Origin of the sequence: Bacillus sp. OV166, assembly GCF_900177675.1 — a bacterium.
In the GTDB taxonomy this organism is placed as follows: domain Bacteria; phylum Bacillota; class Bacilli; order Bacillales; family Cytobacillaceae; genus Neobacillus.
Map to the genome: position 1 here is coordinate 5,593,361 of NZ_FXWM01000001.1, position 25,537 is coordinate 5,618,897.

Consider the following 25,537-nt stretch of genomic DNA (forward strand, 5'->3'; position numbering starts at 1 on the left):
TTCCGCGAACTTCTCAATTTATTCCGCCAAACTAAACCGCAATTCCGCCGACTCTCTGATTTATTCCGCCAAGCCAGAATAGACACCCCATAAAATGCGGTATAGTTCTCTTATCCTGGCGGGATTCCGCTAACTATTCTGGTTATTCCGCCAAACTTATCCGGGTTTCCGCGAACTTCTCAATTTATTCCGCCAAACTAAACCACAATTCCGCCGACTCTCCGATTTATTCCGCCAAACACCAATTTCAAGCACAAAAAAAGAGCGAACCCACTTCGCTCTTTTTTCTATATTAAGCTGTTGTCGAAAACATGTACTTTTTATAATGGTAGCGAATCGAAAAAATTAAGCCGAGCCCGAACATGTTCCCCATTAAGGCGCTGCCGCCATAACTGATAAACGGTAGAGGAATCCCTGTAATCGGTAGAACGCCAATCGTCATCCCAATATTTTGGAAGACGTGGAAGGTGATCATGCTGATGACCCCTACGCAAATATACGTATAAAAATTATTTTTTGTTTCCATTCCTACCTTGGTAATATGATAAACCAACAAGAAAAACAAACTAATTAACACACTTGCCCCAATAAAGCCATATTCCTCGCCAACGACACTAAAAATAAAATCCGTTTGACTTTCAGGCAAATAAACTTCACGGTTTCCCAATCCTTTACCGCCCGTTTGACCTGATCCGATCGCAAGTAATGATTTTGTCAACTGATAGGCGTCCGATCCTTGGTAACTATAAGGATCTAGCCAAGAATAAATCCGACGAAGCTGATATTGGCCCACCCCAAGGTACTTTTCCAAAACTTCTGGATGCCATAATACAAAGTAAAAAATCGTTCCAATTAACGCCATACCTACTGCAAACAATGGTGTGAGCAGCTTCCACGAAATCCCCGAAATAAAGACCATTCCTAATAATATCGCTAAGAATACAAGCGATGTCCCTAAGTCCTGCTTGATAATAAGTGCTAAAGGGACCATGGTTACAATGCCAAGCTTAACTAAAAGCCAAAAATCCGTTTGCATGGTTTTTATTTGAGTTTTGAGGTGATGATCTTCAATCACGCGCGCAAGAGCCAATATAATGAAGATTTTAACAAACTCAGATGGTTGGAGGGTACCAATGCCAGGAACCTTAAACCAGTTTTTCGCCCCATTGATAACTGGTGCGATGCTTTCCGGGGCAACAATTAAAAATCCAAGCATAAGTATTCCAAACCCATAAGCATACCAGGTTAGCTTTCGGAGTTGATCTGAATCGAGGGTCATAACCCCAGTGATAATCCCTCCACCAACCGCGTACCAAACAATTTGCTTGATTAAAAAATTCTCCTTGTATTGTCCGCTCGCCTGCGCACTAAAAATTGCTAAACAGCTCGCTAAAAACAGTAATATCAATATAAAAACAAGATTGTAATCAAGTTTTGAAGTTTTGTCGTTATTTGAAGTCATATCAGTTCCACCTTACTATGAAATGCTGCATTCCTTCATTATATTTTTATTATCAGCAAATCACAACTTCTAAACTGTGAATGGTTTAATTTACATAAATTAGAAAGCGGAAGCGCCCATAGTTTTTTCTTCTTATTTATTAAAGTAGATCCGCTGCAATTCCATAGCCATCCATTCCAGATTACTTGGAACCTGTGGAATGCCGTATCCAATAAAAAGCGGGGTGGTCACAAAGCGCGAAACAACCTTTGCATAGATTTTATTTTCAATATGATGAAAAAACAAGTTATAGCTCGTTGCTTTGAATGGAAAATGGTTCAAAATATAATGAACAGCCGTTTGCAGGTAATCCGAAAACTTTTCCTGGTAACTCGAATCATCCATTTCAATATTGAATTCATAAAATCCAACACGGGGCTTTGTCGACAGCGTAAACCGGGCTTCCGCTGTTTCATCAATTACAATCCCTTCAAACATTTCATGGGTTACCTTCTCTTTATAATCAATATCATCCAAGCCAATGATTTGCATATGAGGATGGGAGAGCGTACCTCCTGACAAAGGTCCATGGTTTTTGAAGAAGATCACAGATTGATAGCGGCCAGTTTCCTCCATAGCTAACCAATGCTTGATTCCAAATCTCATCAATTTATGTAAATGCTCTTTTGGGTAGGTCGATAATTCACCATGACAATCATCCGTTTCAATTAGCACCGTTTGATAGGTATTTTCTAAAACAGGATATTTATTTTTCAAAAGAATAATCGGTTCGTCCACAGCGATGAGGTTCGTTAGTTGATCTCTTTCGCAAAATGGACAGGCCTGGTCTTTGTTTCGAATATTTTCGGGCTTCATAACACCGATCGACGTATTAAAATGAAGATGTGAATTTTCCAAATGCGTTTCTCCTCTCGAACGAGTATATTTCTATTTTATGGGAGGATGCCATCCAATTGCACTTATTTTGTTTAGACATTAGATATTTTCATTGCCTAATTGGAAACGGAATCCTAAAATAGAATAGGATTTCATTAAATAGGTAATTTTAGCATATCTTTTAAATGTACAGGCTTAACATTTCTTTAGAATGTGAGGGTAACTATGTTAACAAAATTAGAAGCACTAATTCTGGGGATTATCCAAGGTTTAACCGAATTCTTGCCGATCAGCAGTACTGGCCATCTTTATTTAGGAAGAAATTTATTCGGCTTACAGGAAGCCGGACTCTTGCTCGATACGATGCTTCATGTCGGCACATTGCTGGCTGTTTTTGTTTTTTATAAGGATGAATTTATTAAAATTATCAAAAACCCGTTTAGTAAGTTAACCTTTTTGTTGATTGTTGGTACCATCCCAGCGGTAATCTTTGGACTTGCGTTTAAAGATTATATTGATGAAATTTCGAAAACTGGGGTTACGATTGGCTGGGAGTTTTTAATTACGGGGATCTTCCTGTGGATCGCTGATTCAGCAAAAAATGGCTACAAGAAAATGGATGAGATTAGCTATAAAGATGCCCTCATTATCGGTACCTTTCAGGCCGTTGCGATTATGCCTGCGATTTCACGATCAGGAATGACGATCGTTGCCGCTCTTTGGCGAAAATTAGATCGTGAAACAGCCGCCTATTTTTCCTTCTTATTGTCCACACCAGCCATTGCTGGCGCGATTGTCCTGCAAACGAAGGATTTACTCAGCGGTCAAGGTGAAGAAATCTCCTTGTCGGCATTGCTCGTTGGTATTGTCGCTTCTGCTGTCTTCGGTTATGTTGCCGTTAAGTGGATGATTGGCTATTTGAAAAATCATTCCTTAAAACCATTTGCAATTTATGTTTGGGCATTAGGAGTACTTGTGTTAGTTTTCCAATTTACAGGTAAATTTTAGTGAGTTAAGGTTCAGAAAAATAGTTTCGCAAACAAAAATGGGTTTTCCGCAAATAGGATGAGAACTAATGCGATATTTATAAAAAAACAACGAAAAAGCGACTCGACAGCACTCGAATCGCTCTTTTTTATAATGAAACAGGCAATTTCGCCATTTCTTTAGCTGCTTTTGCTGCTTGTTCCTTCGCTTTTGCCATAATTTCAGGAATCATCTTTGGATTATGATTCATTCCCTCGGCAAATACCGTTTCCAATAATTCAAAGCCAAGGAATTCAGGGCTTTACTCAAATAACGGTCACCCATTTCAAAATCAACCATTCGGCCGATGGAATAAATGCCTCCGCGTGTTTGAATGTGAATTGCCTTTCTTCCGGTAAGAAGTCCCTCTGCACCGTGTTCAGAGTAAGTAAATGTTTTCCCCGCAATAAATATGCAATCCATGAAGGATTTTAAAATTGCGGGTGCACCAAGGTTCCATATCGGTGTAACAAACACATAGTAATCCGCATCAATAAAACGGTCTGCCAGCGCATGCATTTTTTCTAGTTTCGTCCGCTCTCCTTCGCTAAGCTGATCTTTTGTATAGCCCATAAATGATAGTTTTGCACGTGCATAAAGTAAATCCATATCAATCTCAGGGATATCCATACTATATAAGTGCATATGCTCAATTTCCACATCAGGCTGTTCCTTTTTGAACTCTTCTAAAAATACTTCCCCAATTTGCATTCCTTTTGAAAGTTTACTATCATTTTTTGGATTTGCTGTTATATATAGAAGCTTAGACATTTAGATCCGTCCCCTTTTTCGCAAATTTAATATTCTCTACTTATAGTACAATATTTGTCTATGCTCTCGATTGAACAATGAGTGAAGTTTGTGAAAATCTTGTGAAAACTTGATTGTTTTTTGAACAACTCATGACAATCCTAAACGAAACTTAACGAAACTTAACAAAACTTAACAAAACTTAACAAAAGTCACTTTTATTATGCTATTCTTTTTATAAAATAAAAACTGGAAAAAGGAGGGTGACATATGGGTGAGAAGGCTTATACACCCGATGAAGTGGCCCAAATCTTTCAAATCTCAAAGCATACGGTTTATGAGTTAATTAAAAGAGGTCATCTGCAGGCATTTAAGATTGGGAACAAAATGAGAATTGAACAAGCTGAGCTGGAAAGATTTAAAGAGAACACAAAGGCTCCCGCCAAAAAAAGTCTATCTGAACCAACAGAGACTCCATGTAATCCGTCCCAATCCATTCGATTATCAGGCAGTCACGACTTTCTGGTCGAACATTTCGCGAAACAAGCAGCTACAGCATTATACTTGCAAATCCAGCCCTCATACATAGGCAGTCTTGAAGGGTTAATGATGCTATACCGGGGCCAATGTGATATTGCTGCTATTCATTTACTCGATCCAAACTCACAAGAATATAATCTGCCATTCATTCATCAACTTTTTGTATACGAATCAATTTTAGTGCTTAGATTAGCGGCAAGACACCAAGGCTTTATTGTCGCAAAAGGTAATCCGAAAAATATTCATGATTTTCCTGACCTGACGAGAAATGATGTTCAATTTGTTAATCGCCAGAAAGGGGCAGGAACACGATTTTTACTTGACTCAAAGCTTTCCAGCTATGGAATCGATCCTAGTAAAATTAGCGGGTATAGCAAGGAGGAGTGGAATCATTTATCTGCTGCCTCGCACATTAGCAGGGGCATGGCTGATGTCACCTTCGGAATTCAGTCGGCGGCAAGCCATTTAGGATTGGACTTCCTCCCTGTAGCGAAAGAACATTTTGACCTTGTAATCCGCTTTACCTCTGAAAATAAACAAAGTTTAACAGACCTAATTCAGTATTTACAATCTGCTAGTTTCAAAGACAGTTTAACGGATTTGGAAGGATATGATATATCAGAATTAGGAAAAATCACCTATCAAACTAGTCAAACGGAGGAAACAAAAACATGTTAAAAAATCGTTATCTTGGATTCTTATTGGCGCTGCTGCTAGTAATTTTAGCCGCGTGCGGAAATTCTGACACAAAAGATTCAGCAGAAAAAGTAAAAAAGACTGAACCTAAAGCAGCACCAACTGAAATGATCCTTGCAACAACAACAAGCACACAGGACAGCGGCTTACTAGATGTCCTGATCCCAATGTTTGAAAAAGAAAACAATGTAAAAGTAAAAACCATTGCAGTTGGTACAGGGCAGGCATTAGAAATGGGAACAAAAGGGGAAGCAGATGTCCTTCTTGTTCATGCTCCAGCAGCTGAAAAGGCAGTTGTTGATGCCGGCGATGCCATAAACTACAAACGCGTAATGTATAATGACTTTATCCTCGTAGGACCAAAGGAAAATCCAGCAGGTGTCAGCGGTGACGACATTAACGCAGCTTTCAAAAAATTGTCTGATTCGAAAGCTACTTTCGTTTCACGAGGTGACGATTCTGGCACACATAAAAAAGAACTTGGTATCTGGACGGCGGCAAGCATTAAGCCAGCTGGGGAATGGTACGTTTCAACTGGACAAGGCATGGGGCAAACCCTACAAGTGGCCGCAGAGAAAAAAGGCTACGTCTTAACTGACCGCGCTACATGGCTGGCACAAGAGAAAAATTTGGATACCCTTCAAATCGTCGTTGAAGGCGGCAAAGATTTAATGAACATTTACCACGTGATGCAAGTAAATCCTGAAAAACATGACAAAATTAATAGCAAAGATGCTAAAAAATTTGTAGAATTTATGGTAGATGCGAAAACACAAGATGTGATTGAAGATTTCGGTAAGAAAGAATACGGTCAATCATTATTTATTAAGTATACAGAATAGTAGATGAAGGCCCTTTTTTAAGAGGCCTTCTGTTTATAAAGCTATAGAAAATCCTGGAGGCACTTTAAATGGAACTACTCATTGATGGACTAAAAAAAGCGATAGAGATGCTCCTTTCTGGTGATCAGGAAGTATTTGCGATTACCTGGCTCACTCTTAAAGTTTGTCTAATTTCCATCCTGATTAGTACCTTGATAGGATTGCCGCTTGGCATTTTTCTTGGATTAACTAGATTTAAAGGCCGCAAACTTCTATTATTATTCATCAATATTGGTTTGGGGCTGCCTCCTGTTGTTGCCGGACTTTGGATTACGATGCTTTTATGGCGCTCGGGACCGCTGGGGGACCTCACCCTGCTTTATTCACCAACAGCGATTGTGCTGGCACAAATATTAGTGAGTTTGCCGATTGTCACCAGTCTAACCTGCACAGCATTTCAGCAAATTAGTGAAAAAATGCTTCTGCAAATTAAAGCACTTGGAGCAACGAAACTACAGACCTTATGGATTCTCATTAAACAATTAAAAATTGCTATATTGGCGGCAATCATGGCTGGCTTTGGCCGGGTCATCGCTGAGGTTGGCGCTGCGATGATGGTCGGCGGGAATATCCAAGGCGACACGCGCATTTTAACGACGACGATTGTGATGGAAGTTTCAAAGGGGAACTTTGATATTGCCTTAGCGCTATCGTTCATACTATTATCGGTTGCCCTGTTGATTACGGCAGCGTTAACATTTTTACAGCAAAGGAGGCGAATATCATGAACCCCTTAATTGAGCTGCAGAACTTTACCTATAAAGCCCATAATAGAATCATTCTTGATATTCCTGAATTTCAGATTCAGACTGGGGAATTTCTCGGTATCATGGGACCAAATGGTGCGGGGAAAAGTACGCTGCTAAAGGTGCTGGCGTTTCTTGAGCAACAAAATAGTGGTGAAATCCTTTACCGAGGACAGGCCATTCCTAATGGAAATGCACCGCTTGAGCTGAGAAGGAAATTCTCTATTGCTCTTCAGCAGTCCTTACTGTTAGATGGAACTGTTTTTCATAACATTGCGATAGGTCTAACCTTACGAAAAGTCTCCAAATCGGTAATCAAGGAAAAAGTGGGGCACTGGATGGAGTTATTTGGGATCAGTCATTTGGCGAAAAAAAATGCGCTTTATTTATCCGGCGGCGAGGCACAACGGGTAAACTTAGCGCGGGCGATGATTGTTGAACCAGAGATTCTGTTTTTAGATGAACCTTTTTCCGCCTTAGATTTCCCAACAAAAATAAGGTTAATGGAAGATTTCAAACAAATTATTGAAAATGCCAAAACAACGGCTGTCTTTGTCAGCCATGATCTGATGGAGGTCAATTATCTCACGAAACAGCTTGCAATCATTGTAAATGGTGAAGTGAAACAAGTAGGACTAACCCCACGCGTCCTAGAACATCCGAATTCCTCCACTGTATCCTTCCTAAATGAGTGGAAAAAGTTTTACCTTCTTGCACGTTAATTGACAGTTCCGGTTTGGAGCTGTTTTTTTCTTCACTTGGATTAAAAAACAGAAGGCCGCTGCGTATTACAGAGGCCTTCTGTTTTATTATTTAGGGTTAGTCTTCCTGCGGGAACCACAAAGTAACGCTTGTTCCCTTATTTAACTTGCTTTTTACTTTTATGACGCCTCTATGCGCATCCATTAAGGCTTTTACAATCGAGAGGCCAATTCCAACTCCTCCGGTTTTGCGGTCTCGTGATTTGTCCCCGCGATAGAAGCGTTCGAATATATGCGGAATATCTTCCTCAGCCATTCCTGATCCCTCATCTTGAATCTTGAAGCCGACATAGCCAGACATATCCGTTTGGACAGAAATGGTGACGTTTTTTCCTTCTGGCGTATACTTTAGGGCATTATTGAGAATGATTGATAGGATTTGCATCAAGCGATCCCTGTCTGCTTCAAACATTTCGTCCTGAACAGGTTCTTCAATATGGAGATGGACACCCTTCTCTGTAAACAACGGCAGAAACATCTCAAATAACGCTGCCAGCACACTTCCTGCATCCAATTCCATTTTTTCCAGTCGAATCTGCGGATTTTCAGCAGCAAGAAGCTTTTCTAGTTCATTGACTAGCCTAACCAACCGCATTAGCTCTTCATGGGTTGTCTGCAACCGTTGTGGAGTCGGCTCCCAAATGCCATCCTGAAATGCTTCAATTTGACTTCTCAATGTGGCAAGCGGTGTGCGAAGCTCATGAGCCAAATCACCCGTAAAATGCTTTCTTAAGTTTTCTTCCTTTGCCAACGACACCGCAAGATTATTAAACGAAATCGCAATGTCCTTTACCTCGGTAGGCAAGCCCGATAATGGAATCCGAATATCAAGATTATGATTCTGCAGCTCATTTGCCGCAAACGATAGTTTCTGTAATCCTGAAGTGAGTTTTTTTGAAAAAAGCATACTAAAGATAATCGCCAGCACGATCGTCAAACAAACGGCTGCATAAATGTACAATTGAATCGTTTGGATAAATGTATACTCATCATCGATTAAACCTTTCGGATAGATGGCGACAAGTTTCCCAATGATATTATCATCTACCCTTAGTGTATAGGTTTTGGAATGCCATTCTTCACCATTTGGAGCAGGTTCAGCTAACCCGAAGCTATTCAACATGCCACGGATGTTCGAGGAATCCATTTGCAATTGCCCCAGCCGATCATACAATTGGAAGTAAAGCTGCTCGGTCATCGCATGTTCGTGCAAGAGCCCAAACACGGGGTCACTGGTGAAATGACCATTTTTTTTATAATCCTTTTCAATTTCCGTGATAATCCGATCAATCTTTTTTTCCCGATTGTGATCTAAATAGCTGCTGAAACTCTCTTCAAATCCATACTGGATAAAAAAGCTCACAATGATGATGGCGATCATGGAGATGAGTATTAAATAAAAGAGAATTTTAGACCGGAGCGTTTGCAGCATCTAATACGCCTCCAAATTTGTAACCCATCCCGAATACCGTCACGATAAAATCTGGCTGCCGTGAATCCATCTCAATTTTTTTACGAAGATTTTTGATATGGGTATCCACACTGCGTTCATAGCCCTCATAATACATACCTTCATCCTGAATCTTTTCAAGCAAATCCATCCGGCTGTAAACCCGGCCCGAATTCACCGCCATATTGGTTAACAGCTTATATTCAATCGGTGTTAGGGTAATATAGTCTCCGTTTACGGTTACTTCCTTTTTTATTAAGTCAATGACAAGACTTTTTCCATTGAATTCAAGTCGTTCTACTTTCTCCGACTTTTTCACACGCCTTAAAATAGCTTGCACGCGAACAACGACTTCCCGCGGGCTAAACGGTTTGGTTAAATAATCATCCGCCCCCATCACGATTCCGTTGATGCGGTCATCTTCAGCCGATTTGGCGGTCAGCATCAGGATTGGCACGTCCGATTCTTTTCGGACCAGCCGGCAAACTTCTTCACCAGATATATCGGGCAGCATTAAGTCTAATATGATTAAATCAGGGTTTAGTGTTTTTACTTTTTTCAAGGCATCTATTCCATTATCGGCACTATGAATTTCATAGCCTTCTCTTACTAAATAGGCTTCAAGAACCTCTATGATTCTACGTTCATCATCTACTAATAATATCTTCATTTTTACCACTCCCCACATAATAACTATATCATTTCAAGTCTGTGATGTTTGTAACTTCACAAATTCACCACAAGTTCTTCATAACATCTTCAATCTTTCTCGGTAAGATGTGAGTGTAGTTAGGAATGAGGGAATAACTAAAAGGACTCCCAAGTTTTTGTTATCACCTCATTGATGCAGTAGTTGGTTCAAACCCATCTTACTCATCCCAAATTTAACCTCTCTTTTTTATATAGTTCGGACGTCCCAATCGGTGGGGCGTCCATTTTTTTTAATAAATTTGCTACAAAATAAGGCGCTAGTACAGCAAACTCTATAGTATGCTTAGGGAGTGAGGTGCTTGGACATATGAATAAAATATCAGTTAAAATAGGCGTTCTATTTTTTATTGCAATCTTTATACTAGAAGGCATTTCGATGTTTTTTTTGCATAATAATATCATTCATTCCCGGGTGCATGAAGAGTTATCTTCTCTCCAGACACGAGGGAATAATCACCGTGAGATCCTCGAGGCTTCATTTCATGATGAAACCATTCGGCACATTGCCATAATGGAGGCACAGACCGATACACAGGTGATTCTGACAAAACCAGATGGAACGATTTATATGTCGTCCAATAAGGTTGCAGATGAAATGAAAAAAATCATGAATATTAAGCCAAAAAGTGTGCCACACGAGGGTTTGATTTTAGAAGACGACTGGAAAAACGAAGCTTATATCGCTTCCATTAGCCCAGTAATTGTTGATAATAAAATCAACGGTTATGTCTATATGTTTCAAAATACAAAAAAAATCAAAGATTTAATTTCCGGACTTAACCAGCATTTCCTGATTGCTGGCCTGCTTTCCCTCTTGTTTATGATTATTATCATTATCTTTTTGACCAGGTTTGTCACTCACCCGCTTATTCAAATGAGTGAAGTAACAAAACGGATCAGCAAGGGTGATTTCTCCGTCTCCCTGCCAAACGTTGGTAAAGACGAAATCGGAGAGCTCGGGGAATCCATTAAGGTGTTAGCAAGTGATTTAGAAATTCTAAAAAATGAACGGAATGAGTTCCTCGCAAGCATCTCGCACGAACTCCGTACTCCACTGACTTATATTAAGGGCTATGCAGACATTGCCCGCCGACAAGGAACGAACAATGAGGACAGAGATAAATATTTAGGAATTATTTTTGAAGAGACTGGCAAGCTATCGAAACTAGTGAAGGAATTATTTAATCTCGCAAAAATGGATGAAAATACTTTTTCAATAGAAAAAGAAGAGGTTCATCTATTATCTTATTTTCAAACAATCATTGAAAAAGTTTCACCGGCTTTCTTGAAGTACCAGATCGAAATCGTTCTCGAATGCACGGATCATCTTTATGCAAAAATTGACCCGATGCGCTTTGAACAAGTGATCCTCAATCTGCTTGATAATGCACGGAAATATTCCGAGCCGAAAACTAAAATAGACGTCGTCGTTAAAAGAATCGACGGAGCGATTCACATGATTGTTCAGGATGAAGGGAAGGGTATCCCCGAAGAAGATTTACCGCGAATATTCGAGCGATTTTATCGTGTCGATAAATCACGAACGCGTGCTCTCGGCGGTACCGGGCTCGGACTCTCAATTGTCAAACAATTAGTGGAGGCCCACGGCGGAACCATTGAAGTTTCAAGCAGCCACAATCTAGGAACGACCTTTGAAATCATATTATAAAAAATCCTTATCGCCATCGATAAGGATTTTTTTTCTTATTCTGCTTTTTTCTTCACTTCATCTGTCAATTCCTCAATGCTTTTTCTTACATTCGACTTGCCAGAGTAGTTTTCAATTAATTCCTTAACATCAATCCCGCTTGATGCTTTTAATGATTCTTGAAGACTAGCCATTAAATTAGTTGCATAACTGGTGATTTTATTAGCACCGCCATTCGCTCCAGAGCCGCCCGTATCGACAACTGTAATTTTATCAATATTGGATAAGGGGGCAGCGATTTGCTTCGCATATTCTGGGAGCATTTTGATAATCATGTCTAGGATTGCCGCTTGGCCGAATTGCTCGAATGCTTCGGCAATTTTTTCCTTGGCTTCGGCTTCTGCTAAACCTTTTAAGCGAATAATTTCTGCTTCCGTCGAACCCTGTGCCTTTTGCGCTTCCGCTTTGGCGAGACCATCCAATCGAATCCGCTCTGCTTCGGCTTTAGCCATTGCTTCGATTCGATATTTATTTGCTTCTGCTTCTGCCATTTCTTTTGCCTTATTTGCGGCAGCCGATTGTTCCACAGAATAACGGTCGGCGTCCGCCTTTTTCTTCACTTCCGAATCGTATTGACGTTCGCGACGTTGAATTTCTTTTTCTTCCAATTCAATTTGTTTCTGTCTTTCGATAATCTTGATTTGCATTTCTTGTTCCATTACTTCTTGTTTCGAACGTGCACTTTCAAGGTCGTAGGCTTGGTCAGCACGTGCTTTGGCGACATCTTGTTCACGGCGGTACTCGGCAATTTTCAAAAGATTGATTTTTTCCGCCTCAGCAATTTCTGTGGCCCGCTCTAACTCATTCCGCTTTGCTTCCTTAGAAGCCTCTGCTTTTTTAATACGTGTTTCTTTATCCGCTTCAGCTGTGGCAATATCGGCATCTCGTTTAACTTGAGCGATACGCGGTTTCCCAAGGGAATCAAGATATCCATTTTTATCGCGAACATCCTTAATCGTAAACGAGACAATCACTAAGCCCATTTTAGCCAGATCTTGTGAGGCAACTCTTTGAACCTCTTGTGAAAATTTATCGCGATTTTTATAGATTTCTTCTACGGTCATTGAGCCAAGGATCGAGCGTAGATGGCCTTCAAGAACTTCCCTGGCTTCACTTTCGCGATCTTCCCTTGGCTTTCCAAGATACTGCTCGGCAGCCGTCGCAATTTCACTAATCGAACCGCCGATTTTAATAATCGCTACCCCATCGGCCATGACCGGAACACCTTGCTCAGTATAGACCTCTGGAGTCGTTACTTCTAGTTTACTAGATAGCAAGCTGAGTGGTTTTGCCTGTTGGAAGACTGGTAAAATAAACGTACCGCCGCCGCGGATAATTTTGATTTTGTTTCCGGATTCGTCCACATGGACATTTCCGTTGCCAAGGAAGCTTCCTGTCACAATCAAGGCCTCATCCGGCCCTGCAGTTCTGTACTTGGTAATAAAAACGCCAATTAAAGCTAGAAAAATAAGTGCAACAATCCCAATAATAACCCAGATAATGTTAAATTCCATATCCTAAAACCTCCCTATAAAAAACTCTCTAATTGATGATGAACCGTTACTTGCAGGACACCATTTTCTACTTGGACCACAAGGACATTCGTACCGCTTGGGATCGTGTCCCCATCAAAGCTTGATGCTGGCTTGGCAATTCTGCCGCTCGTACTGTCAATCATCACTTCCCCATACCCGTCAACAGGGATGGTGGTAATTACTGTCCCAGTCCGGCCACGCAAATCTGATTCTTTATAGATTAGTGACTCCTCCGCACCCGACAGCGGGACAAGAACAAAGACATTTAATAACGTCACCACAATCAAGGATGCAGCAGCCGAGATGCCTAAAATGAGTAAATAATGTAATGAAGAAAGTCGCTCAAATAAATAACCGCTTGCCGATAGGATGGTTACGAAAGCGAAAATCAAGACTGGGTTAAGAAAATCGAGTCCGTCTCCAAACCCATGAAAATGAAAGACATCGGCAAACAAGACATAAATTAAGGTTAATACCCCGGAAATGATTAACCCATATAAATAAATCGTTTCTAAAGGAATGCTAAATGGTTCCATGCGCATCAATCCTTATCATTCATATAAAAGGCATTTTTTCATTTTTTGCTACGTAACCACCACTCCTCATCCATAAGCATCATCCTTTCTATGTATCTACCTTAAATACGGTTAAATTATGGAAAAGTTTCACTTTTTTATTAAAATTTACCTGATTTATTCAATAATTCGGTAATGTTTGTCGAAATCCTGCAGTGCTATTAAGAAGAATCTATGAACATTTTCACTTAAAAATAAAAAAGTGCCATAGCACATGGCTACAACACCTTATTGAATCATATTCAAGAACTTCCTTGTTCGTTCTTCTTTTGGATTGGTGAAAATTTCTTCTGGCTTGTTCCTCTCGACAATCACACCTTGGTCCATGAAAATGACTTCATCGGCCGCTTCGCGGGCAAAGCGCATTTCATGGGTAACAACGATCATCGTCATTCCCTCCCTAGCAAGGTCCTTCATGACCTTCAATACTTCACCAACCAGTTCAGGATCAAGTGCGGACGTCGGCTCATCAAAGAGCATTACCTCTGGTTCCATTGCTAGTGCCCGGGCAATGCCGACACGCTGCTGCTGACCACCGGAGAGCTGGGCGGGAAAGTAATCAATTTTATCACCAAGGCCCACTTTCTCAAGTAATGCTTGTGCTTTTTTCCTTGCAGCTTCTTTCCCCTCTCCTTTTACAATGATTGGTCCCTCCATGACATTCTGAAGAGCTGTTTTGTGAGGAAAGAGATTATAACTTTGAAAAACCATTCCGGTTAGGCGCCGAAACGAGGCAATTTGTTTTTTAGGTACAGCTTTAGAAAAATCTAAACTTTGACCTTCGATGGAAATGACACCTTTTGTCGGAGTTTCCAACACATTCAAACAGCGGAGCATCGTTGTCTTACCGGATCCCGATGGACCGATGACAACGACCACTTTTCCTTTTTCAACGACGAGGTCAATCCCTTTTAACACCTCTAACTGACCAAATTGCTTATATAATCCTTTAATTGAAATCATCGTAAAACTCCCTCATTAAGACGTGTACCGGTCCATTCTCTTTTCCAAGTATCCTTGCAAGATCGAAAGGAAAAAGCAAATGACCCAATAAAGAAGCGCTGCCTCTACGTATACCAATAGAAATTCATAGGTTGTTGAAGCAATTTCTTGGGCCCGGCGAAACATCTCTGTTACAAGAACAACTGACGCAAGAGAAGTGTCTTTTACAAGACTAATAAATGAATTCGATAATGGCGGTATGGATACTCTTGCTGCCTGCGGAAGAATGATTCTTTTTAACGCCTGGGTATAGGTCATTCCAATCGAATAACCGGCTTCCCACTGGCCCTTAGGAATGGAGATAATCGCTGCTCGAATGATTTCTGAAGCATAGGCCCCAACACTTAGAGAAAAACCAATCACCGCGGATATAAATGGATCTAAGGTAACTCCGATATTCGGAAGTCCATAAAAAATAATGAATAACTGAACAAGCAATGGTGTTCCGCGAATCGCCGAAACATAAAATCTGGCAATCCCTTGAAAGAATTTAACCTGAGAAATTCGGGCAAGAGCCGTTAACACCGCCAGAATAATCCCAATGATAAACGAAATGATTGTTAATGGAATGGTATTCATAATAGCACCCTCCAGCAGTGGCTGGAGGGAAGTTTTTGCAATATCGATTAATCTTGCCGTTCTTTCTGGGTCAGCAAAAATACTATTTAAGTACATCTTCACCAAACCATTTCTCAGAGATTTTTTTGTAAGTACCATCGTCGACGATATCTTTTAGCGCTTTATTCACTTCGTCAACAAGTGTGTCACTTTTCTTTCTAAACATAAAGCCGCTTGAAGAAGCATCATTTGCGGTTGCAACAACCTTGATTGGCGCATCTGGCTTTTGCTTTTTATAGTCTAAAAATGAAAGCTTATCGTTAATGGTCACATCCACACGTTTTTGAGCAAGGAGCTCAACTGCTTGCTGGAAACCATCCACTCCAACAATCTTAGCACCATATTTCTTTGCCATATCTGCGTAGTTACTTGTCATCGATTGAGCTGCATTTAATCCTTTAATATCTTCAAATGCTTTAACCTTATCATTATCTTTATGAGCAATCAGGACACCTGCTGAAGTAATATATGGGTCTGAGAAATCATACTTTTCCTGACGGTCTGGACGAATCCCAACTTCGTTAGCAATTATATCAAAACGCTTCGCATCTAATCCAGCAAACATCGCATCCCACTGGGTTTCTTTAAATTCAGGTTTAACCCCGATACGTTTAGCCACCTCAGTCGCAAGATCCACATCAAATCCAGTTAGATTGCCACTAGTATCATGGAAAGTGAATGGAGGATATGTACCTTCTGTTCCAATTAAAAGTGTTCCTTCATCTTTTACCTTTTTCAATAAATCATTATCTGCTTTTTCAGCAGTTTTGTTATCAGTTTTTTTATTATCTTTATCGGCATTATCCTTGCCGCATGCTGCTAGTACAAACATAAAGCTTAATAAGAGTGCAAAAATAATAGTAAGTTTTTTCACTGGTGAAACCCCCTAATTCTGATTGTTTTTATCGGATTTAATCATATTACACAGATTCGCTTCTGTCAAAGGAAAAGATGTGAACGAAATTAAAATTATTTTACCCTTTTTTATAAAATAAAAACCTATCAGATATGTTTCTTATGATAGGTAGCTATTTTTATTTCCACCACTCGTCAAACATGGTGGTTGGTAGTTGGCGTTTATGTTCTGTCATAAGATAACGCTGTTCAATTTTCTCTGCGACTTCTTTTGAAACTGGTTTTCCTTCCAGATAATCATCGAGTTCATCATATGTAATCCCTAACTCTGTTTCGTCGGCCTGTCCAGGCTTTTGGTCCAGTAAGTCTGCGGTAGGTATTTTTAAATATAAACGTTCATCCGCACCGAGCTCTTTTAACAAGGCTTTCCCCTGCCGCTTGGTTAAGCCGCTGAGCGGAAGGATGTCAGCCCCGCCATCGCCATACTTCGTATAGAAACCCGTGACTGCTTCTGCTGCATGGTCAGTTCCAATAACAAGCAGTCCCTCCATGCCCCCGATTGCATATTGAGCAATCATCCTCATCCTAGCTTTTACATTTCCTTTTTGATAATCACTTAAAGGTGCCCCTTGATAACTTGTATCATATTCCTTTTGTACATCATCAACGGCTGTTTTGATATTAAAGACTGTCTCACGATCTGCACGGATAAAGGCTAATGAACGCTTAGCATCTTCCTCATCTTGCTGGACACCGTAAGGGAGACGAACAGCGATAAACAAGGCATCCAGTCCTTCGTTGCGCAACTCCTCAACTGCCAGTTGAGCGAGGCGGCCTGCAAGAGTAGAGTCTTGACCGCCGCTAATCCCTAAAACATAGCCCTTTGCCTTTGTTTTGATTATGTAATTTTTCAAAAAATCAATTCGTTTCCGAATTTCTTCTTGCGGTTGAATGGTCGGACTTATGTTTAACTCCTTCATGATCTGTGCTTGCAAACTCATTTATTGTTCCTCCTGACTCACAATTGATATATTAAATAATGTACCATAAATATCTCTAATTCACTAAAAACTACAAGAAAGTTAGTGATTGGGGTAAATTATAATAAATAGTTCTTGGAGGGATTGGATGGAAGCAAAAACGTGTAATGAATCTCGAGTCGTGAGAACGAGTCGGATTTTTCCTAATGATGTAAATAACCATAATACCTTGTTCGGCGGAAAGTTAATCAGTGATATTGATATGATTGCCTCTATTTCGGCAGTAAGGCATTCCAGAGCGGAATGTGTCACTGCTTCAATTGATTCGGTCGACTTCCTTAGTCCAATTACACCGAAGGATTCAGTTTGTATTGAAACGTTTGTCTCGTCAACAGGATCTTCTTCCATGGAGATTTTCGTCAAAGTAATTGCGGAGAACCTGATGTCCGGGGATAGAAAAATTGCCGTAACTGCCTTTTTAACGTTTGTTGCATTGGATGACAATGGAAAACCGACAAAGGTTCCAGGAATCATCCCTGAAACCGAAGAAGAGAAAAAACTATTTGAAACAGGAAAAGAAAGAGCCGAAAAGCGGAAAGAACACAGAAAAAGCAGTAAAGAGCTGGCAAGTGTACTGACTATACATAAGCCTTGGGAATAAGAACAGCGGAAGCGCTGGGGCTAGACAATAGAAAAAAAAGCATAGAAAAGGTTCGCGAAATTCGCGAACCTTTTAATTTCTGTAGATCCCTTCGACTTGGTGCATTAGGAAGCAGCGGGGCCCAGCCACGATCGACCATTAGATCAAACCCTTTAGAGGAATACACCAAAATATCTAAAATGTACTAATCTACAACTGATTCACTGCGCGCCTTCCAACTCATTACGCCATCTTCTTCATCAATCTCAATGGTGACATCGACGACACCTTTTTCTGCCATAATCTTTTCGTGTAAACGGTCTTTAATATTATCAGCCGCGGCCACCGTTAATTTTGGATCGACCTCGATTTCTAACTCCACATGCAGGTCCTCTCCCTCTTTAATAACAGTTATCCCTTGAACATCTTTGACATCAGGGTCCTCCATAACAAGAGTGCCGATTTTATTCTCCATCTCTTCATCTGCTTGACCAAGGACTCCTGCCGCATTATCCAAAAAGACTCTTCCAACAACAAAGAGCATCATCCCACCAATAAGCATCGAGGCCAAACCCTCTATTTGATGGAATGAAGTGAAGTGAGAAATGACGACTGCAATAATCGCTAACAAGCCGCCCAAGGTTGCAACAAGGTCTTCCATGAAAACGAGCTTTGTCGCAGGTTTAGCTCTACCCATATTGGCAAAGCTTTTAGTAAAAATTTGAAACCCAATTGCTTCAATCTCAATTTCATGTAAAATCTCTTTCATTGCTTTAAATAAAACAAACGTTTCAAGAAGCGTCGCAACGGCTAAAACTACTAAATTAATGATAAAACCGCCCGACTCTGTAGGATGTACAACATGGTGGTAGCCTTCTTTTATGGTTTCAAATGCCATAATTCCGACAATTAACACAGCACCCAAAAGAACAAGATTCACTAAGCGCCCGAACCCATTTGGATATTTTTCAGTCGGTGCCTTCTTACTTAAGGCGGAGCCGATAAACACAAAGAACTGGTTCGCAGCATCACCGAGGCTGTGCATCGTTTCAGCGAACATCGCCACATTGCCTGTAAACATAAAAGCAACACCTTTTATAATTGAAATGATCGTATTAATTATTGCCGCCAGCATGGCAGATTTATTACCACGTTTTAATAAATGCAGTAGTTCGCCCATCATATCCTCTTTTCTTTGTTAAACTTTGCTTTTCTTAATATTTTCAAAAACAACTCATTTCATTATAAATAACTTTGATTAACAATGACAACAAAAGGAAACTCTTCCAAAAAGATGATAAAATAAGAGAAATGATGAGTATATTTGAAGGATAGAGAATGACATTAGATGAAATCATGTGGAAACTTGCTGAACTGGGGTCGGAACAAACAAAGAAAACCTTTATCAATCACGGCGTACAGGGAACTTTCTTTGGGGTAAAGGTCGGCGATTTAAAAAAGCTAGTGAAGTATGTGAAAAAGGATCAAGAATTAGCGCTAGCGTTATATAACACCGGCAATCATGATGCCATGTATTTAGCGGGACTTTCTGTGAATCCAAAATTGATGGAAAAAGGAGACACTTCAAGAGTGGGTTAATCAAGCAAATTGGTATATGCTTGCAGAATATACGGTGGCCGGAGTGGCGGCGGAAAGTAACTTTGCCCTTGAGTTGGCAAGAGAATGGATAAAATCCGAAAAAGAAATGGTTGCCGTCTGCGGATGGAATACGTATGCCAATTATTTGTCGATCACTCCTGACGAAAAGCTCGACATCGAGGAAATTCGCAACCTACTCCATCAGGTGGAAACAACTATTCATGAAGAAAAAAACCGGGTCCGCTATGTAATGAATGGATTTGTCATAAGTACCGGTGCCTATTTAACTGCTCTACATGAAGAGGCAATCAAGGTAGCTGAAAAAATCGGCAAGGTTCATGTGAATGTCGGCCAAACAGCTTGTAAAGTGCCATTAGCAACTGATTATATAAAAAAAATCGAACTCCGCGATAAAATTGGCGTCAAAAGAAAAACATGTATTTGTTAATATAAGGGACCCCAATTATTGGGGCACCCTTATTAATTATACGTTCTTAAGGACCATATATAAGCGGTTGTTCCTGTGAGCTTGTTCATCTTCTGGAGCTAAATCGTATTTTTTTAGCAAATGGAATACCTCGTTTAAAAGGTCCTGTGTATGCTCTTTTTCAAAGAATTGATTAAATAATGGCTTCATATCTTCAGGCAAAAAAGCAGCAAGAGATACGTATTTACTTTTTACATCTTCATGGGTATGGTCTAGCTTGCATTCGCTCATAAAGTCTCCTCCTAACAGTTAATACACTTAGTATAAACAAAAAAGCCCAAAAATGGGCTTTTTTTATGCCTTCTTATTCTCAGTCACTTCTAGTACATCCAAAAGGAACACAAAGACGGGAATTCCGACAATCAATCCCCAAACACCAAAAAAGTGCTCGGAGAATATCAAGACAATGAATGTATAGAAAACTGGAAGGTTTGTTTTTGAACTCATTAAATTTGGATTGAGAATATACGCCTCAATACCATGAATAATCATAATGGCAATGCCGACATAAAGGACTTTGATCAAACCGCCAATACTATAGGCAATAATTGCAAGCGGAATTAATGAAATAATCACACCTGCAACAGGAATAAGACCCAAAATAAAAATCAAGATGGATAACCCGCCAAGCTGTGGGAAATCCAGGATCCATAAGGAGATGGTTGTCAAAATACAGTTCACAACAGCAATGATTAGTTGGGCTTCAATCACTTTACCAAACGTTCCAACAAATTTTCGTCCAAAAAATTCAATTTCACTATAAATGGGTGAAACTTTACTGGTTCTAAATTTCTTTGTAAAGGCAATCAAACGCGGCTTTTCCAACAGGAAGAACAAACTCATTAACAGAGCCAATAAAATTTGCAAACCAATTTTACTAATATCAGTAAAATATTTAAATACAAAGGTAAAGCCTTGCTCTAAATAGCTTGAGATTTTTATTTCTTCCATTCGACTCATTATATAATTCAGTACAATATTATCATGCTTAGTTGTATAAAAGGCGGTTAATTGCTTGATTAATGCGGTAATTTCGCCTGCAATCATTGGAAGATACATGACCAATCCATAAGAAAGCAAACCGACAATACTCGCATAAGATATCACAACAATTAACTTTCGGTTAAGCGGAATTTTCCTTTCAATGAATTGGACTAACCGATCCATTAAAAAAGTAAGTATGAACGTAAGTAAGATTAGATTAATCATTGACTTCATTGCATAAATAGCAATGGCAATTAAGACAAAAATTGATATTCTCTTGAAACCGGTGCTCTGCAATAGTTTATTCATCATAGGCCATTATCGATCCCCATTATATTCACTATAAATCACATGAAAGAATTTTTAATATACGGTTAGTTTACCAAATCTGCAGATATTTGTCTTATCTCAAAATTGGATTGGAGTAGTAGTATTTTCAATTGGTTTACCTTCAAAGCCTTGTTTCTTTAAATAGTCTAGAAGTAACGGCAAATAAGCAAGAGTTTCCTTTCGCTCATGTAAAAGGATAACTAGCGGTCCATTATGGTCTTTCTTCTGGTTTATTTGGTCGATAACGCTGTTGACATAGCGTTTATCCTTATAGTACCAATCCTTACTATCAATATTCCAGTCCCACATTAAATACCCATTTTCCTTGACGGCCTTTTTATACTCGTCTGTCATGTTTGGTACGCTGCCATAGGGCGTTCTCATAATAAAAGAATCGACACCTGACACTTCCTTTAAGGTGTTACGGTTTTGGGTTAATTCACTAAGCACCGATTCTTTAGATTTATAAAATTTCTTTTGACTGTGAGATACACTATGTAGTCCAACCGTTTCACCTGTCTTGGTCATTAATTTAACCGCTTCAGGATATCTCTTTATATTCCCGTCAATCATAAAGAATGTTGCTTTAAATTGATACTTTTCAAGAAGCGCAATAATCTTATCGGAAAAAGCTGCTGGACCATCATCAAATGTTAAATAGACAATTTTCTTACCACTATTTCTTGGTTGTGTATTTTTTGGTTTAGACGGAGCTGCAATGGATTCCTTTGTCGGTGGTTGAGAAGTAGTTTTATCTTTTGTGGTGGGGTGTGCCACAGCTTTATTTGTAGTATGATTGTTTGGCACCTTACTAGTCTCTCGTTCTTGCTGATTACTCCATATCACGGCTTTGTCTTGTTGCTTTCTTATTAATTCTTTTTCCAATTTTAAATCGTTTGTGTTCCGTACAATCATCTCCGCTGACACATTTTTTTTCACAGGTAGATTAGTATCTTTATTTTTTTGATGATTTTTAGATTCATCGCCTGCAGCTTTTGCTTGAAAATAATTACTAACAAATATCCCTGTAAACAAAAAAACAACGGCAATGACAGCAATTAAAGTCCCCTTCGACCAACCGCTTTTAAGATTCCCCATCGATCAATCCCTCTTTGATGTTTATTATTTTTCTTTCTCCATTATAGACGAAATTTTAACCAAAGTGTTACCAAACTATGAAAATATTACAATATTAATAAAAGGTGCATATCGGCATAAAACAAGCTAAATACATGCATTTTAACTGTTACTATTTTATTTTTGCTAACCTCAGGAATGAAGATGGGTAGTCTTAAGCTGTATATGTTGATTTTCACTTACTGCTCTCTCACTCGCCACTGCATTTATGACGGAATATTACCTTATATTAGGTCAAGGCAATAAGTACTTAAGTTCGGAAAAGACAAAAAGCCCAATTCTTCAAGGAGAATTGGGTCTTTGTTTAAGGAATGGTGATGTTGTTACAAGAGGTTTTGCATTTCTTTGGAAGGGCAATCTGTCATCATTTAGAAGAACGTTCACTCATTTTTTTGTTCAAACAACCTCCACAATTTGGTGCCTGACACCCATTGACAATGATTCTCATTATCTATAATATTACCTTATAGAGATTATATTGGAGGGGGATACAACATGTTTAACATGCTATATGGGTTGAAGGATATTCACACGGTTATTTCAAATCAACGTAAAATCGGCGGTGCGGCTGAGGCTGATTCGATTCGGTTATCATCTGGTGAAACCTATTTAAACCCTGTGTTTACTAATGTTGATATCTCAAAAGGTCATTATGTTTCTGTTGGTTTCATCGACCAAGATGGCGCAAATGTCATCGTACATGTCGATCAAATTGCTGTTATTAAAGGCTTGCAGCACAAATTAATTTGTCAGCTCAATAATACTTATATTAAACAATATCTGTTGCACGATACATTGAAATATTTACAAAAGTTATGTGAAGTGAATGAAGGTTTCGTTACGAGTTCATTTAAAAAAGAAGCGCTGAAACTTGTGCGTGATATTAGTGTAAAAGAATTGAAAAACCATAATGTTTCGCTTCCATTCCCTGTGGAAGATAAATTAGTTCAATTATTTGCTTAATAAAAACGCGGTCCGCCTTGTGCTGGACCGCGTTTTGCTATTTATAGGATGTCCGTTTGGCAAGCCAATCGATAGCCATTGTTTAATTCGTTCCCTAGCTTAATTTGCTCTTGTTCATTTGGCTTCGATAATCCTGGACCTTGCAGGATCTGTACGATACATTGTCCGCAGGTTCCTTTACGGCATTTGTACTTGATGGGCTTCCTTTGGTTTAGAGCGACATCAAGCAACTTCCCATTAGCAGGTGTTATTTCGAATTTATTCTCGCCTTGGAGCACGATTATTTTTTCAGAGTGAGGTTCTTCCCTAATCGCATCGGATTGCTGTTTTGGTTCTTCTTTTTCAAAAAGGGTACTTGCGGGTGGGTTCAGAACAGGCGCCAATGAACCCGGAATGAGTGAGCCAACCGTAAAAACTCGTTTGTTCACGCGTTAATCCCCTATTGACTCTAATGTGCAAATTGCCCCAGGTCGCTTGATTCTTAATACTACAGTTTCATATACACGGAATGGATGATTCATCCCTTCTTGGCCCATGTAGGCTGTATCAAAATCCTCTGATACGGCAAGATCCAAGTTATTTCGCCCTGTATTAAGAATCACTCCTGTTTTCCCTTTTAAAACTGGTGATTGGAACACGCCATCTGTCACAAGCTCACGAATATGTTCAATTTCTAAGACATTGGTATCTTTATGGACACGATGTATGAGCGAATAAAGCTCTGGTGCTAGGACAAGTGCAAACGGTCCATGATGGTTCATTTCGAGCAGTTTATTCCTTGCATCGACAATATCCTGAAATGCAGTTCCTGATTCATACCATTCCCCAATCAAGTGCGTCAGCCGTCCTTGGACATTCATTATTCCAGGGATATCAAATTCTTTTGCTCCGTGAAAAATCATCTGGTCTTCCAGATTAGCGACGTCTCGGGCAGCATTTGCAGCTGGTGAGAAATCTATTGGAATATCGAGTACCTTGGTTTGTTCTATATCGCGCCAATATAGGATGAAATCTTTGTAGAGTAAAGGAATCGTATGGTTTACACGTTTACTTGTTTCGAATGTGGTATCAAAAGATCCCTGGAAGTCCATTTTCGCTTCTTGGTTTTCGATAAAGATGTCATTTGAGATGCTTTGCATACCTCGTCCGAGCGGGCCATAAAGTTCGATAAAACGACGGCCTATCAACTGTCTGCGTGCTGTTTCGATGACCGTTTTGTCTAATTGGGCGAATTCTTGGTCTGTTATCGGTGAATCCGGAAATAATTGCGATTTGTTCATGTTTCGATCCTCTCTTCTTTTTGTATTTATTTTTAGGTTGGTTCTGTTGGTGTGGATTCCGCTGAGACTGGGATTTATTCCGCCGATTTGAGCGGAGATTCCGCCAAACTTTAAAAAGGATTCCGTCATTCGCAGCTTTGGCACTTGGAACCTAGCGGGATTCCGCCGATTTCGGAGTTTATTCCGCCGATTTGAGCTGGGATTCCGCCAAAATTGTTCGAGATTCCGCCAAGTTCTAAACTTATTCCGCCAAACATCATAAATCGTATGAGTTTGAGTCTATTTACTTATGTAAGTACTGCCTAAATTAAGCTCCCAACAGTAAACCCCTTTTTATATTTAGCTGAAGACACGACTGGGGCAGCAGCCGATGTTGTACCAGACCGGTCTAAGTGGTCATGATCGTGATCATGATGGGCATGCGGGTCTATGTAGTCATTATCGAAACGTTTATTAATCTCCAGTAACATCGCCTTTACTTGCTGATAATCCCTGTAGGAGACTTCCCGTAATTGGTTCAGCATCGTGCTGCGTTCCTCATCGGTAAAGCGAAACAGGGCTAAATCGAGATGTTCTACAAAATTATGTAACCCGAATTTTTCGAGGTTCAACTCTTGCAAGAGCCGATTAAATTCATTATTGGTCGGCGCAAAATCTTTCTCGTCTTTTTCCTTTTCAAATTTACTGATCAGCGGAATCAGCTCTACTAATCGGGAAAGCCGCTGCTCCTCTTCTTCAAAAATATGATGATAATATAGTCGTTCATGGTCATCGGTAGCGTTCTGAATGACCGGATCCAACATATTCATAAATTTTTCAATCGCATCTTTGGTTGTCGTAAAAATTTGATAAAAAATCTTTAATTCCTCTTTCATATTAAGCACCCCTAGTTCCTCAACTACTGTCATTATTGACCCTAGCGTGGGCTTTTAATACCTATTTAGC

At 39.7% G+C, this 25,537-nt stretch carries 26 protein-coding genes and 1 pseudogene; 9 read left to right on the forward strand and 18 right to left on the reverse strand.

The genetic code is table 11. From position 1 onward, the window contains the following. Window positions 1-292: 292 nt before the first annotated feature. Window positions 293-1,462 carry an FtsW/RodA/SpoVE family cell cycle protein gene (locus CCK98_RS27600; protein WP_088089520.1) on the reverse strand — a complete coding sequence of 390 codons (1,170 nt, stop codon included), beginning with the start codon at window positions 1,460-1,462 and terminating at the stop codon, window positions 293-295. Window positions 1,463-1,594: 132 nt separating this feature from the next. Beyond that, window positions 1,595-2,359, reverse strand: coding sequence for a DUF4931 domain-containing protein (locus CCK98_RS27605; protein WP_088089521.1), 765 nt, complete (start codon window positions 2,357-2,359; stop codon window positions 1,595-1,597). Between the two features lie 204 nt (window positions 2,360-2,563). On the opposite strand from CCK98_RS27605, the gene CCK98_RS27610 reads away from it, so the two are divergent. After that, entirely contained in the window at window positions 2,564-3,346 is a 783-nt protein-coding gene (locus tag CCK98_RS27610) for an undecaprenyl-diphosphate phosphatase (protein WP_088089522.1), read from the forward strand. A gap of 225 nt (window positions 3,347-3,571) precedes the next feature. Here CCK98_RS27610 and CCK98_RS27615 read toward each other — a convergent pair whose 3' ends face one another. Further along, entirely contained in the window at window positions 3,572-4,135 is a 564-nt protein-coding gene (locus tag CCK98_RS27615) for an FMN-dependent NADH-azoreductase (RefSeq protein ID WP_256942471.1), read from the reverse strand. 249 nt (window positions 4,136-4,384) lie between these two features. On the opposite strand from CCK98_RS27615, the gene CCK98_RS27620 reads away from it, so the two are divergent. The 4 genes from CCK98_RS27620 to CCK98_RS27635 all read left to right on the forward strand — a co-directional run bounded on the left by CCK98_RS27620 (window position 4,385) and on the right by CCK98_RS27635 (window position 7,699). Beyond that, complete coding sequence (locus CCK98_RS27620) at window positions 4,385-5,332, forward strand: helix-turn-helix transcriptional regulator (RefSeq protein ID WP_088089523.1); 948 nt, start codon at window positions 4,385-4,387, stop codon at window positions 5,330-5,332. Next, window positions 5,326-6,192 carry a substrate-binding domain-containing protein gene (locus CCK98_RS27625; RefSeq protein ID WP_088089524.1) on the forward strand — a complete coding sequence of 289 codons (867 nt, stop codon included), beginning with the start codon at window positions 5,326-5,328 and terminating at the stop codon, window positions 6,190-6,192. Before CCK98_RS27620 ends, CCK98_RS27625 begins: the two co-directional genes overlap by 7 nt. A 68-nt stretch (window positions 6,193-6,260) precedes the next feature. Next, window positions 6,261-6,959, forward strand: a complete 699-nt coding sequence (locus tag CCK98_RS27630; protein ID WP_088089525.1) for an ABC transporter permease — start codon at window positions 6,261-6,263, stop codon at window positions 6,957-6,959. Then, entirely contained in the window at window positions 6,956-7,699 is a 744-nt protein-coding gene (locus tag CCK98_RS27635) for an ABC transporter ATP-binding protein (RefSeq protein WP_088089526.1), read from the forward strand. The genes CCK98_RS27630 and CCK98_RS27635 overlap by 4 nt, the downstream gene beginning before the upstream one ends. A 97-nt stretch (window positions 7,700-7,796) precedes the next feature. Here the strand turns inward: CCK98_RS27635 and CCK98_RS27640 are convergent, their stop codons facing one another. After that, the gene (locus tag CCK98_RS27640) at window positions 7,797-9,170 is read right to left on the reverse strand and encodes an ATP-binding protein (RefSeq protein ID WP_088089527.1); all 1,374 of its coding nucleotides are present in this window, start codon (window positions 9,168-9,170) and stop codon (window positions 7,797-7,799) included. Continuing rightward, on the reverse strand, window positions 9,148-9,858 hold the full coding sequence (locus CCK98_RS27645) for a response regulator transcription factor (RefSeq protein ID WP_088089528.1): 711 nt from the start codon (window positions 9,856-9,858) through the stop codon (window positions 9,148-9,150). Before CCK98_RS27645 ends, CCK98_RS27640 begins: the two co-directional genes overlap by 23 nt. 348 nt (window positions 9,859-10,206) lie before the next feature. Here CCK98_RS27645 and CCK98_RS27650 point away from each other — a divergent pair, with 348 nt between their 5' ends. Next, window positions 10,207-11,568 carry a HAMP domain-containing sensor histidine kinase gene (locus CCK98_RS27650; RefSeq protein ID WP_088089529.1) on the forward strand — a complete coding sequence of 454 codons (1,362 nt, stop codon included), beginning with the start codon at window positions 10,207-10,209 and terminating at the stop codon, window positions 11,566-11,568. 35 nt (window positions 11,569-11,603) lie between these two features. Here CCK98_RS27650 and CCK98_RS27655 read toward each other — a convergent pair whose 3' ends face one another. The 6 genes from CCK98_RS27655 to nadE all read right to left on the reverse strand — a co-directional run bounded on the left by CCK98_RS27655 (window position 11,604) and on the right by nadE (window position 17,193). Beyond that, entirely contained in the window at window positions 11,604-13,121 is a 1,518-nt protein-coding gene (locus CCK98_RS27655) for a flotillin family protein (RefSeq protein WP_088089530.1), read from the reverse strand. Window positions 13,122-13,135: 14 nt separating this feature from the next. Beyond that, complete coding sequence (locus CCK98_RS27660; protein WP_088089531.1) at window positions 13,136-13,678, reverse strand: NfeD family protein; 543 nt, start codon at window positions 13,676-13,678, stop codon at window positions 13,136-13,138. A gap of 267 nt (window positions 13,679-13,945) precedes the next feature. After that, window positions 13,946-14,680 carry an amino acid ABC transporter ATP-binding protein gene (locus CCK98_RS27665; RefSeq protein WP_088089532.1) on the reverse strand — a complete coding sequence of 245 codons (735 nt, stop codon included), beginning with the start codon at window positions 14,678-14,680 and terminating at the stop codon, window positions 13,946-13,948. 15 nt (window positions 14,681-14,695) lie between these two features. Continuing rightward, window positions 14,696-15,394 (reverse strand): amino acid ABC transporter permease, encoded by a 699-nt coding sequence (locus CCK98_RS27670; RefSeq protein WP_088089533.1) that lies wholly within the window; start codon window positions 15,392-15,394, stop codon window positions 14,696-14,698. After that, window positions 15,381-16,211 carry an amino acid ABC transporter substrate-binding protein gene (locus tag CCK98_RS27675; RefSeq protein ID WP_306298972.1) on the reverse strand — a complete coding sequence of 277 codons (831 nt, stop codon included), beginning with the start codon at window positions 16,209-16,211 and terminating at the stop codon, window positions 15,381-15,383. Before CCK98_RS27675 ends, CCK98_RS27670 begins: the two co-directional genes overlap by 14 nt. 160 nt (window positions 16,212-16,371) lie before the next feature. Continuing rightward, window positions 16,372-17,193, reverse strand: coding sequence for an ammonia-dependent NAD(+) synthetase (gene nadE / locus CCK98_RS27680; RefSeq protein WP_088089534.1), 822 nt, complete (start codon window positions 17,191-17,193; stop codon window positions 16,372-16,374). Between the two features lie 127 nt (window positions 17,194-17,320). Here nadE and CCK98_RS27685 point away from each other — a divergent pair, with 127 nt between their 5' ends. Next, window positions 17,321-17,833 carry an acyl-CoA thioesterase gene (locus tag CCK98_RS27685; protein WP_088089535.1) on the forward strand — a complete coding sequence of 171 codons (513 nt, stop codon included), beginning with the start codon at window positions 17,321-17,323 and terminating at the stop codon, window positions 17,831-17,833. Window positions 17,834-18,017: 184 nt separating this feature from the next. Here CCK98_RS27685 and CCK98_RS27695 read toward each other — a convergent pair whose 3' ends face one another. Continuing rightward, a complete protein-coding gene (locus tag CCK98_RS27695) occupies window positions 18,018-18,992 on the reverse strand; it encodes a cation diffusion facilitator family transporter (protein WP_088089537.1) in 975 nt (324 codons plus the stop codon). Between the two features lie 158 nt (window positions 18,993-19,150). Between CCK98_RS27695 and CCK98_RS27700 the strand changes: the two are divergent. After that, window positions 19,151-19,859 (forward strand): annotated as a pseudogene (locus CCK98_RS27700) (DNA alkylation repair protein). 36 nt (window positions 19,860-19,895) lie between these two features. On the opposite strand, the gene CCK98_RS27705 reads toward CCK98_RS27700, so the two are convergent. The 3 genes from CCK98_RS27705 to CCK98_RS27715 all read right to left on the reverse strand — a co-directional run bounded on the left by CCK98_RS27705 (window position 19,896) and on the right by CCK98_RS27715 (window position 22,310). Next, window positions 19,896-20,129 carry a group-specific protein gene (locus tag CCK98_RS27705; protein ID WP_088089538.1) on the reverse strand — a complete coding sequence of 78 codons (234 nt, stop codon included), beginning with the start codon at window positions 20,127-20,129 and terminating at the stop codon, window positions 19,896-19,898. A gap of 63 nt (window positions 20,130-20,192) precedes the next feature. Then, window positions 20,193-21,194 (reverse strand): AI-2E family transporter, encoded by a 1,002-nt coding sequence (locus tag CCK98_RS27710; RefSeq protein ID WP_088089539.1) that lies wholly within the window; start codon window positions 21,192-21,194, stop codon window positions 20,193-20,195. A gap of 96 nt (window positions 21,195-21,290) precedes the next feature. Then, window positions 21,291-22,310: a polysaccharide deacetylase family protein gene (locus CCK98_RS27715; protein WP_088089540.1), complete on the reverse strand. Its 1,020-nt coding sequence runs from the start codon at window positions 22,308-22,310 to the stop codon at window positions 21,291-21,293. A 534-nt stretch (window positions 22,311-22,844) separates the two neighbouring features. On the opposite strand from CCK98_RS27715, the gene CCK98_RS27720 reads away from it, so the two are divergent. Then, window positions 22,845-23,312 carry a hypothetical protein gene (locus CCK98_RS27720; RefSeq protein ID WP_088089541.1) on the forward strand — a complete coding sequence of 156 codons (468 nt, stop codon included), beginning with the start codon at window positions 22,845-22,847 and terminating at the stop codon, window positions 23,310-23,312. 41 nt (window positions 23,313-23,353) lie between these two features. Here CCK98_RS27720 and CCK98_RS27725 read toward each other — a convergent pair whose 3' ends face one another. The 3 genes from CCK98_RS27725 to CCK98_RS27735 form a co-directional block, all read right to left on the reverse strand. Next, window positions 23,354-23,740, reverse strand: a complete 387-nt coding sequence (locus CCK98_RS27725; RefSeq protein WP_088089542.1) for a 2Fe-2S iron-sulfur cluster-binding protein — start codon at window positions 23,738-23,740, stop codon at window positions 23,354-23,356. Window positions 23,741-23,743: 3 nt separating this feature from the next. Continuing rightward, window positions 23,744-24,592 (reverse strand): family 1 encapsulin nanocompartment shell protein, encoded by an 849-nt coding sequence (locus CCK98_RS27730; protein ID WP_088090563.1) that lies wholly within the window; start codon window positions 24,590-24,592, stop codon window positions 23,744-23,746. A 302-nt stretch (window positions 24,593-24,894) separates the two neighbouring features. Further along, the gene (locus tag CCK98_RS27735; protein ID WP_088089543.1) at window positions 24,895-25,467 is read right to left on the reverse strand and encodes an IMEF encapsulin system ferritin-like cargo protein; all 573 of its coding nucleotides are present in this window, start codon (window positions 25,465-25,467) and stop codon (window positions 24,895-24,897) included. Window positions 25,468-25,537: the final 70 nt, after the last annotated feature.

Excerpts from the sequence above, each read along its gene's own strand:
- CCK98_RS27645 (WP_088089528.1), bottom strand. The coding sequence starts at position 9,858 with ATGAAGATATTATTAGTAGATGATGAACGTAGAATCATAGAGGTTCTT.
- CCK98_RS27685 (WP_088089535.1), top strand. The coding sequence starts at position 17,321 with ATGGAAGCAAAAACGTGTAATGAATCTCGAGTCGTGAGAACGAGTCGG.
- CCK98_RS27640 (WP_088089527.1), bottom strand. The coding sequence starts at position 9,170 with ATGCTGCAAACGCTCCGGTCTAAAATTCTCTTTTATTTAATACTCATC.
- CCK98_RS27715 (WP_088089540.1), bottom strand. The coding sequence starts at position 22,310 with ATGGGGAATCTTAAAAGCGGTTGGTCGAAGGGGACTTTAATTGCTGTC.
- CCK98_RS27660 (WP_088089531.1), bottom strand. The coding sequence starts at position 13,678 with ATGGAACCATTTAGCATTCCTTTAGAAACGATTTATTTATATGGGTTA.
- CCK98_RS27720 (WP_088089541.1), top strand. The coding sequence starts at position 22,845 with ATGTTTAACATGCTATATGGGTTGAAGGATATTCACACGGTTATTTCA.
- CCK98_RS27625 (WP_088089524.1), top strand. The coding sequence starts at position 5,326 with ATGTTAAAAAATCGTTATCTTGGATTCTTATTGGCGCTGCTGCTAGTA.
- CCK98_RS27620 (WP_088089523.1), top strand. The coding sequence starts at position 4,385 with ATGGGTGAGAAGGCTTATACACCCGATGAAGTGGCCCAAATCTTTCAA.
- CCK98_RS27705 (WP_088089538.1), bottom strand. The coding sequence starts at position 20,129 with ATGAGCGAATGCAAGCTAGACCATACCCATGAAGATGTAAAAAGTAAA.
- CCK98_RS27730 (WP_088090563.1), bottom strand. The coding sequence starts at position 24,592 with ATGAACAAATCGCAATTATTTCCGGATTCACCGATAACAGACCAAGAA.
- CCK98_RS27600 (WP_088089520.1), bottom strand. The coding sequence starts at position 1,462 with ATGACTTCAAATAACGACAAAACTTCAAAACTTGATTACAATCTTGTT.
- nadE (WP_088089534.1), bottom strand. The coding sequence starts at position 17,193 with ATGAGTTTGCAAGCACAGATCATGAAGGAGTTAAACATAAGTCCGACC.
- CCK98_RS27670 (WP_088089533.1), bottom strand. The coding sequence starts at position 15,394 with ATGTACTTAAATAGTATTTTTGCTGACCCAGAAAGAACGGCAAGATTA.
- CCK98_RS27695 (WP_088089537.1), bottom strand. The coding sequence starts at position 18,992 with ATGGGCGAACTACTGCATTTATTAAAACGTGGTAATAAATCTGCCATG.
- CCK98_RS27710 (WP_088089539.1), bottom strand. The coding sequence starts at position 21,194 with ATGATGAATAAACTATTGCAGAGCACCGGTTTCAAGAGAATATCAATT.
- CCK98_RS27650 (WP_088089529.1), top strand. The coding sequence starts at position 10,207 with ATGAATAAAATATCAGTTAAAATAGGCGTTCTATTTTTTATTGCAATC.
- CCK98_RS27610 (WP_088089522.1), top strand. The coding sequence starts at position 2,564 with ATGTTAACAAAATTAGAAGCACTAATTCTGGGGATTATCCAAGGTTTA.
- CCK98_RS27665 (WP_088089532.1), bottom strand. The coding sequence starts at position 14,680 with ATGATTTCAATTAAAGGATTATATAAGCAATTTGGTCAGTTAGAGGTG.
- CCK98_RS27735 (WP_088089543.1), bottom strand. The coding sequence starts at position 25,467 with ATGAAAGAGGAATTAAAGATTTTTTATCAAATTTTTACGACAACCAAA.
- CCK98_RS27615 (WP_256942471.1), bottom strand. The coding sequence starts at position 4,135 with ATGTCTAAGCTTCTATATATAACAGCAAATCCAAAAAATGATAGTAAA.
- CCK98_RS27630 (WP_088089525.1), top strand. The coding sequence starts at position 6,261 with ATGGAACTACTCATTGATGGACTAAAAAAAGCGATAGAGATGCTCCTT.
- CCK98_RS27655 (WP_088089530.1), bottom strand. The coding sequence starts at position 13,121 with ATGGAATTTAACATTATCTGGGTTATTATTGGGATTGTTGCACTTATT.
- CCK98_RS27635 (WP_088089526.1), top strand. The coding sequence starts at position 6,956 with ATGAACCCCTTAATTGAGCTGCAGAACTTTACCTATAAAGCCCATAAT.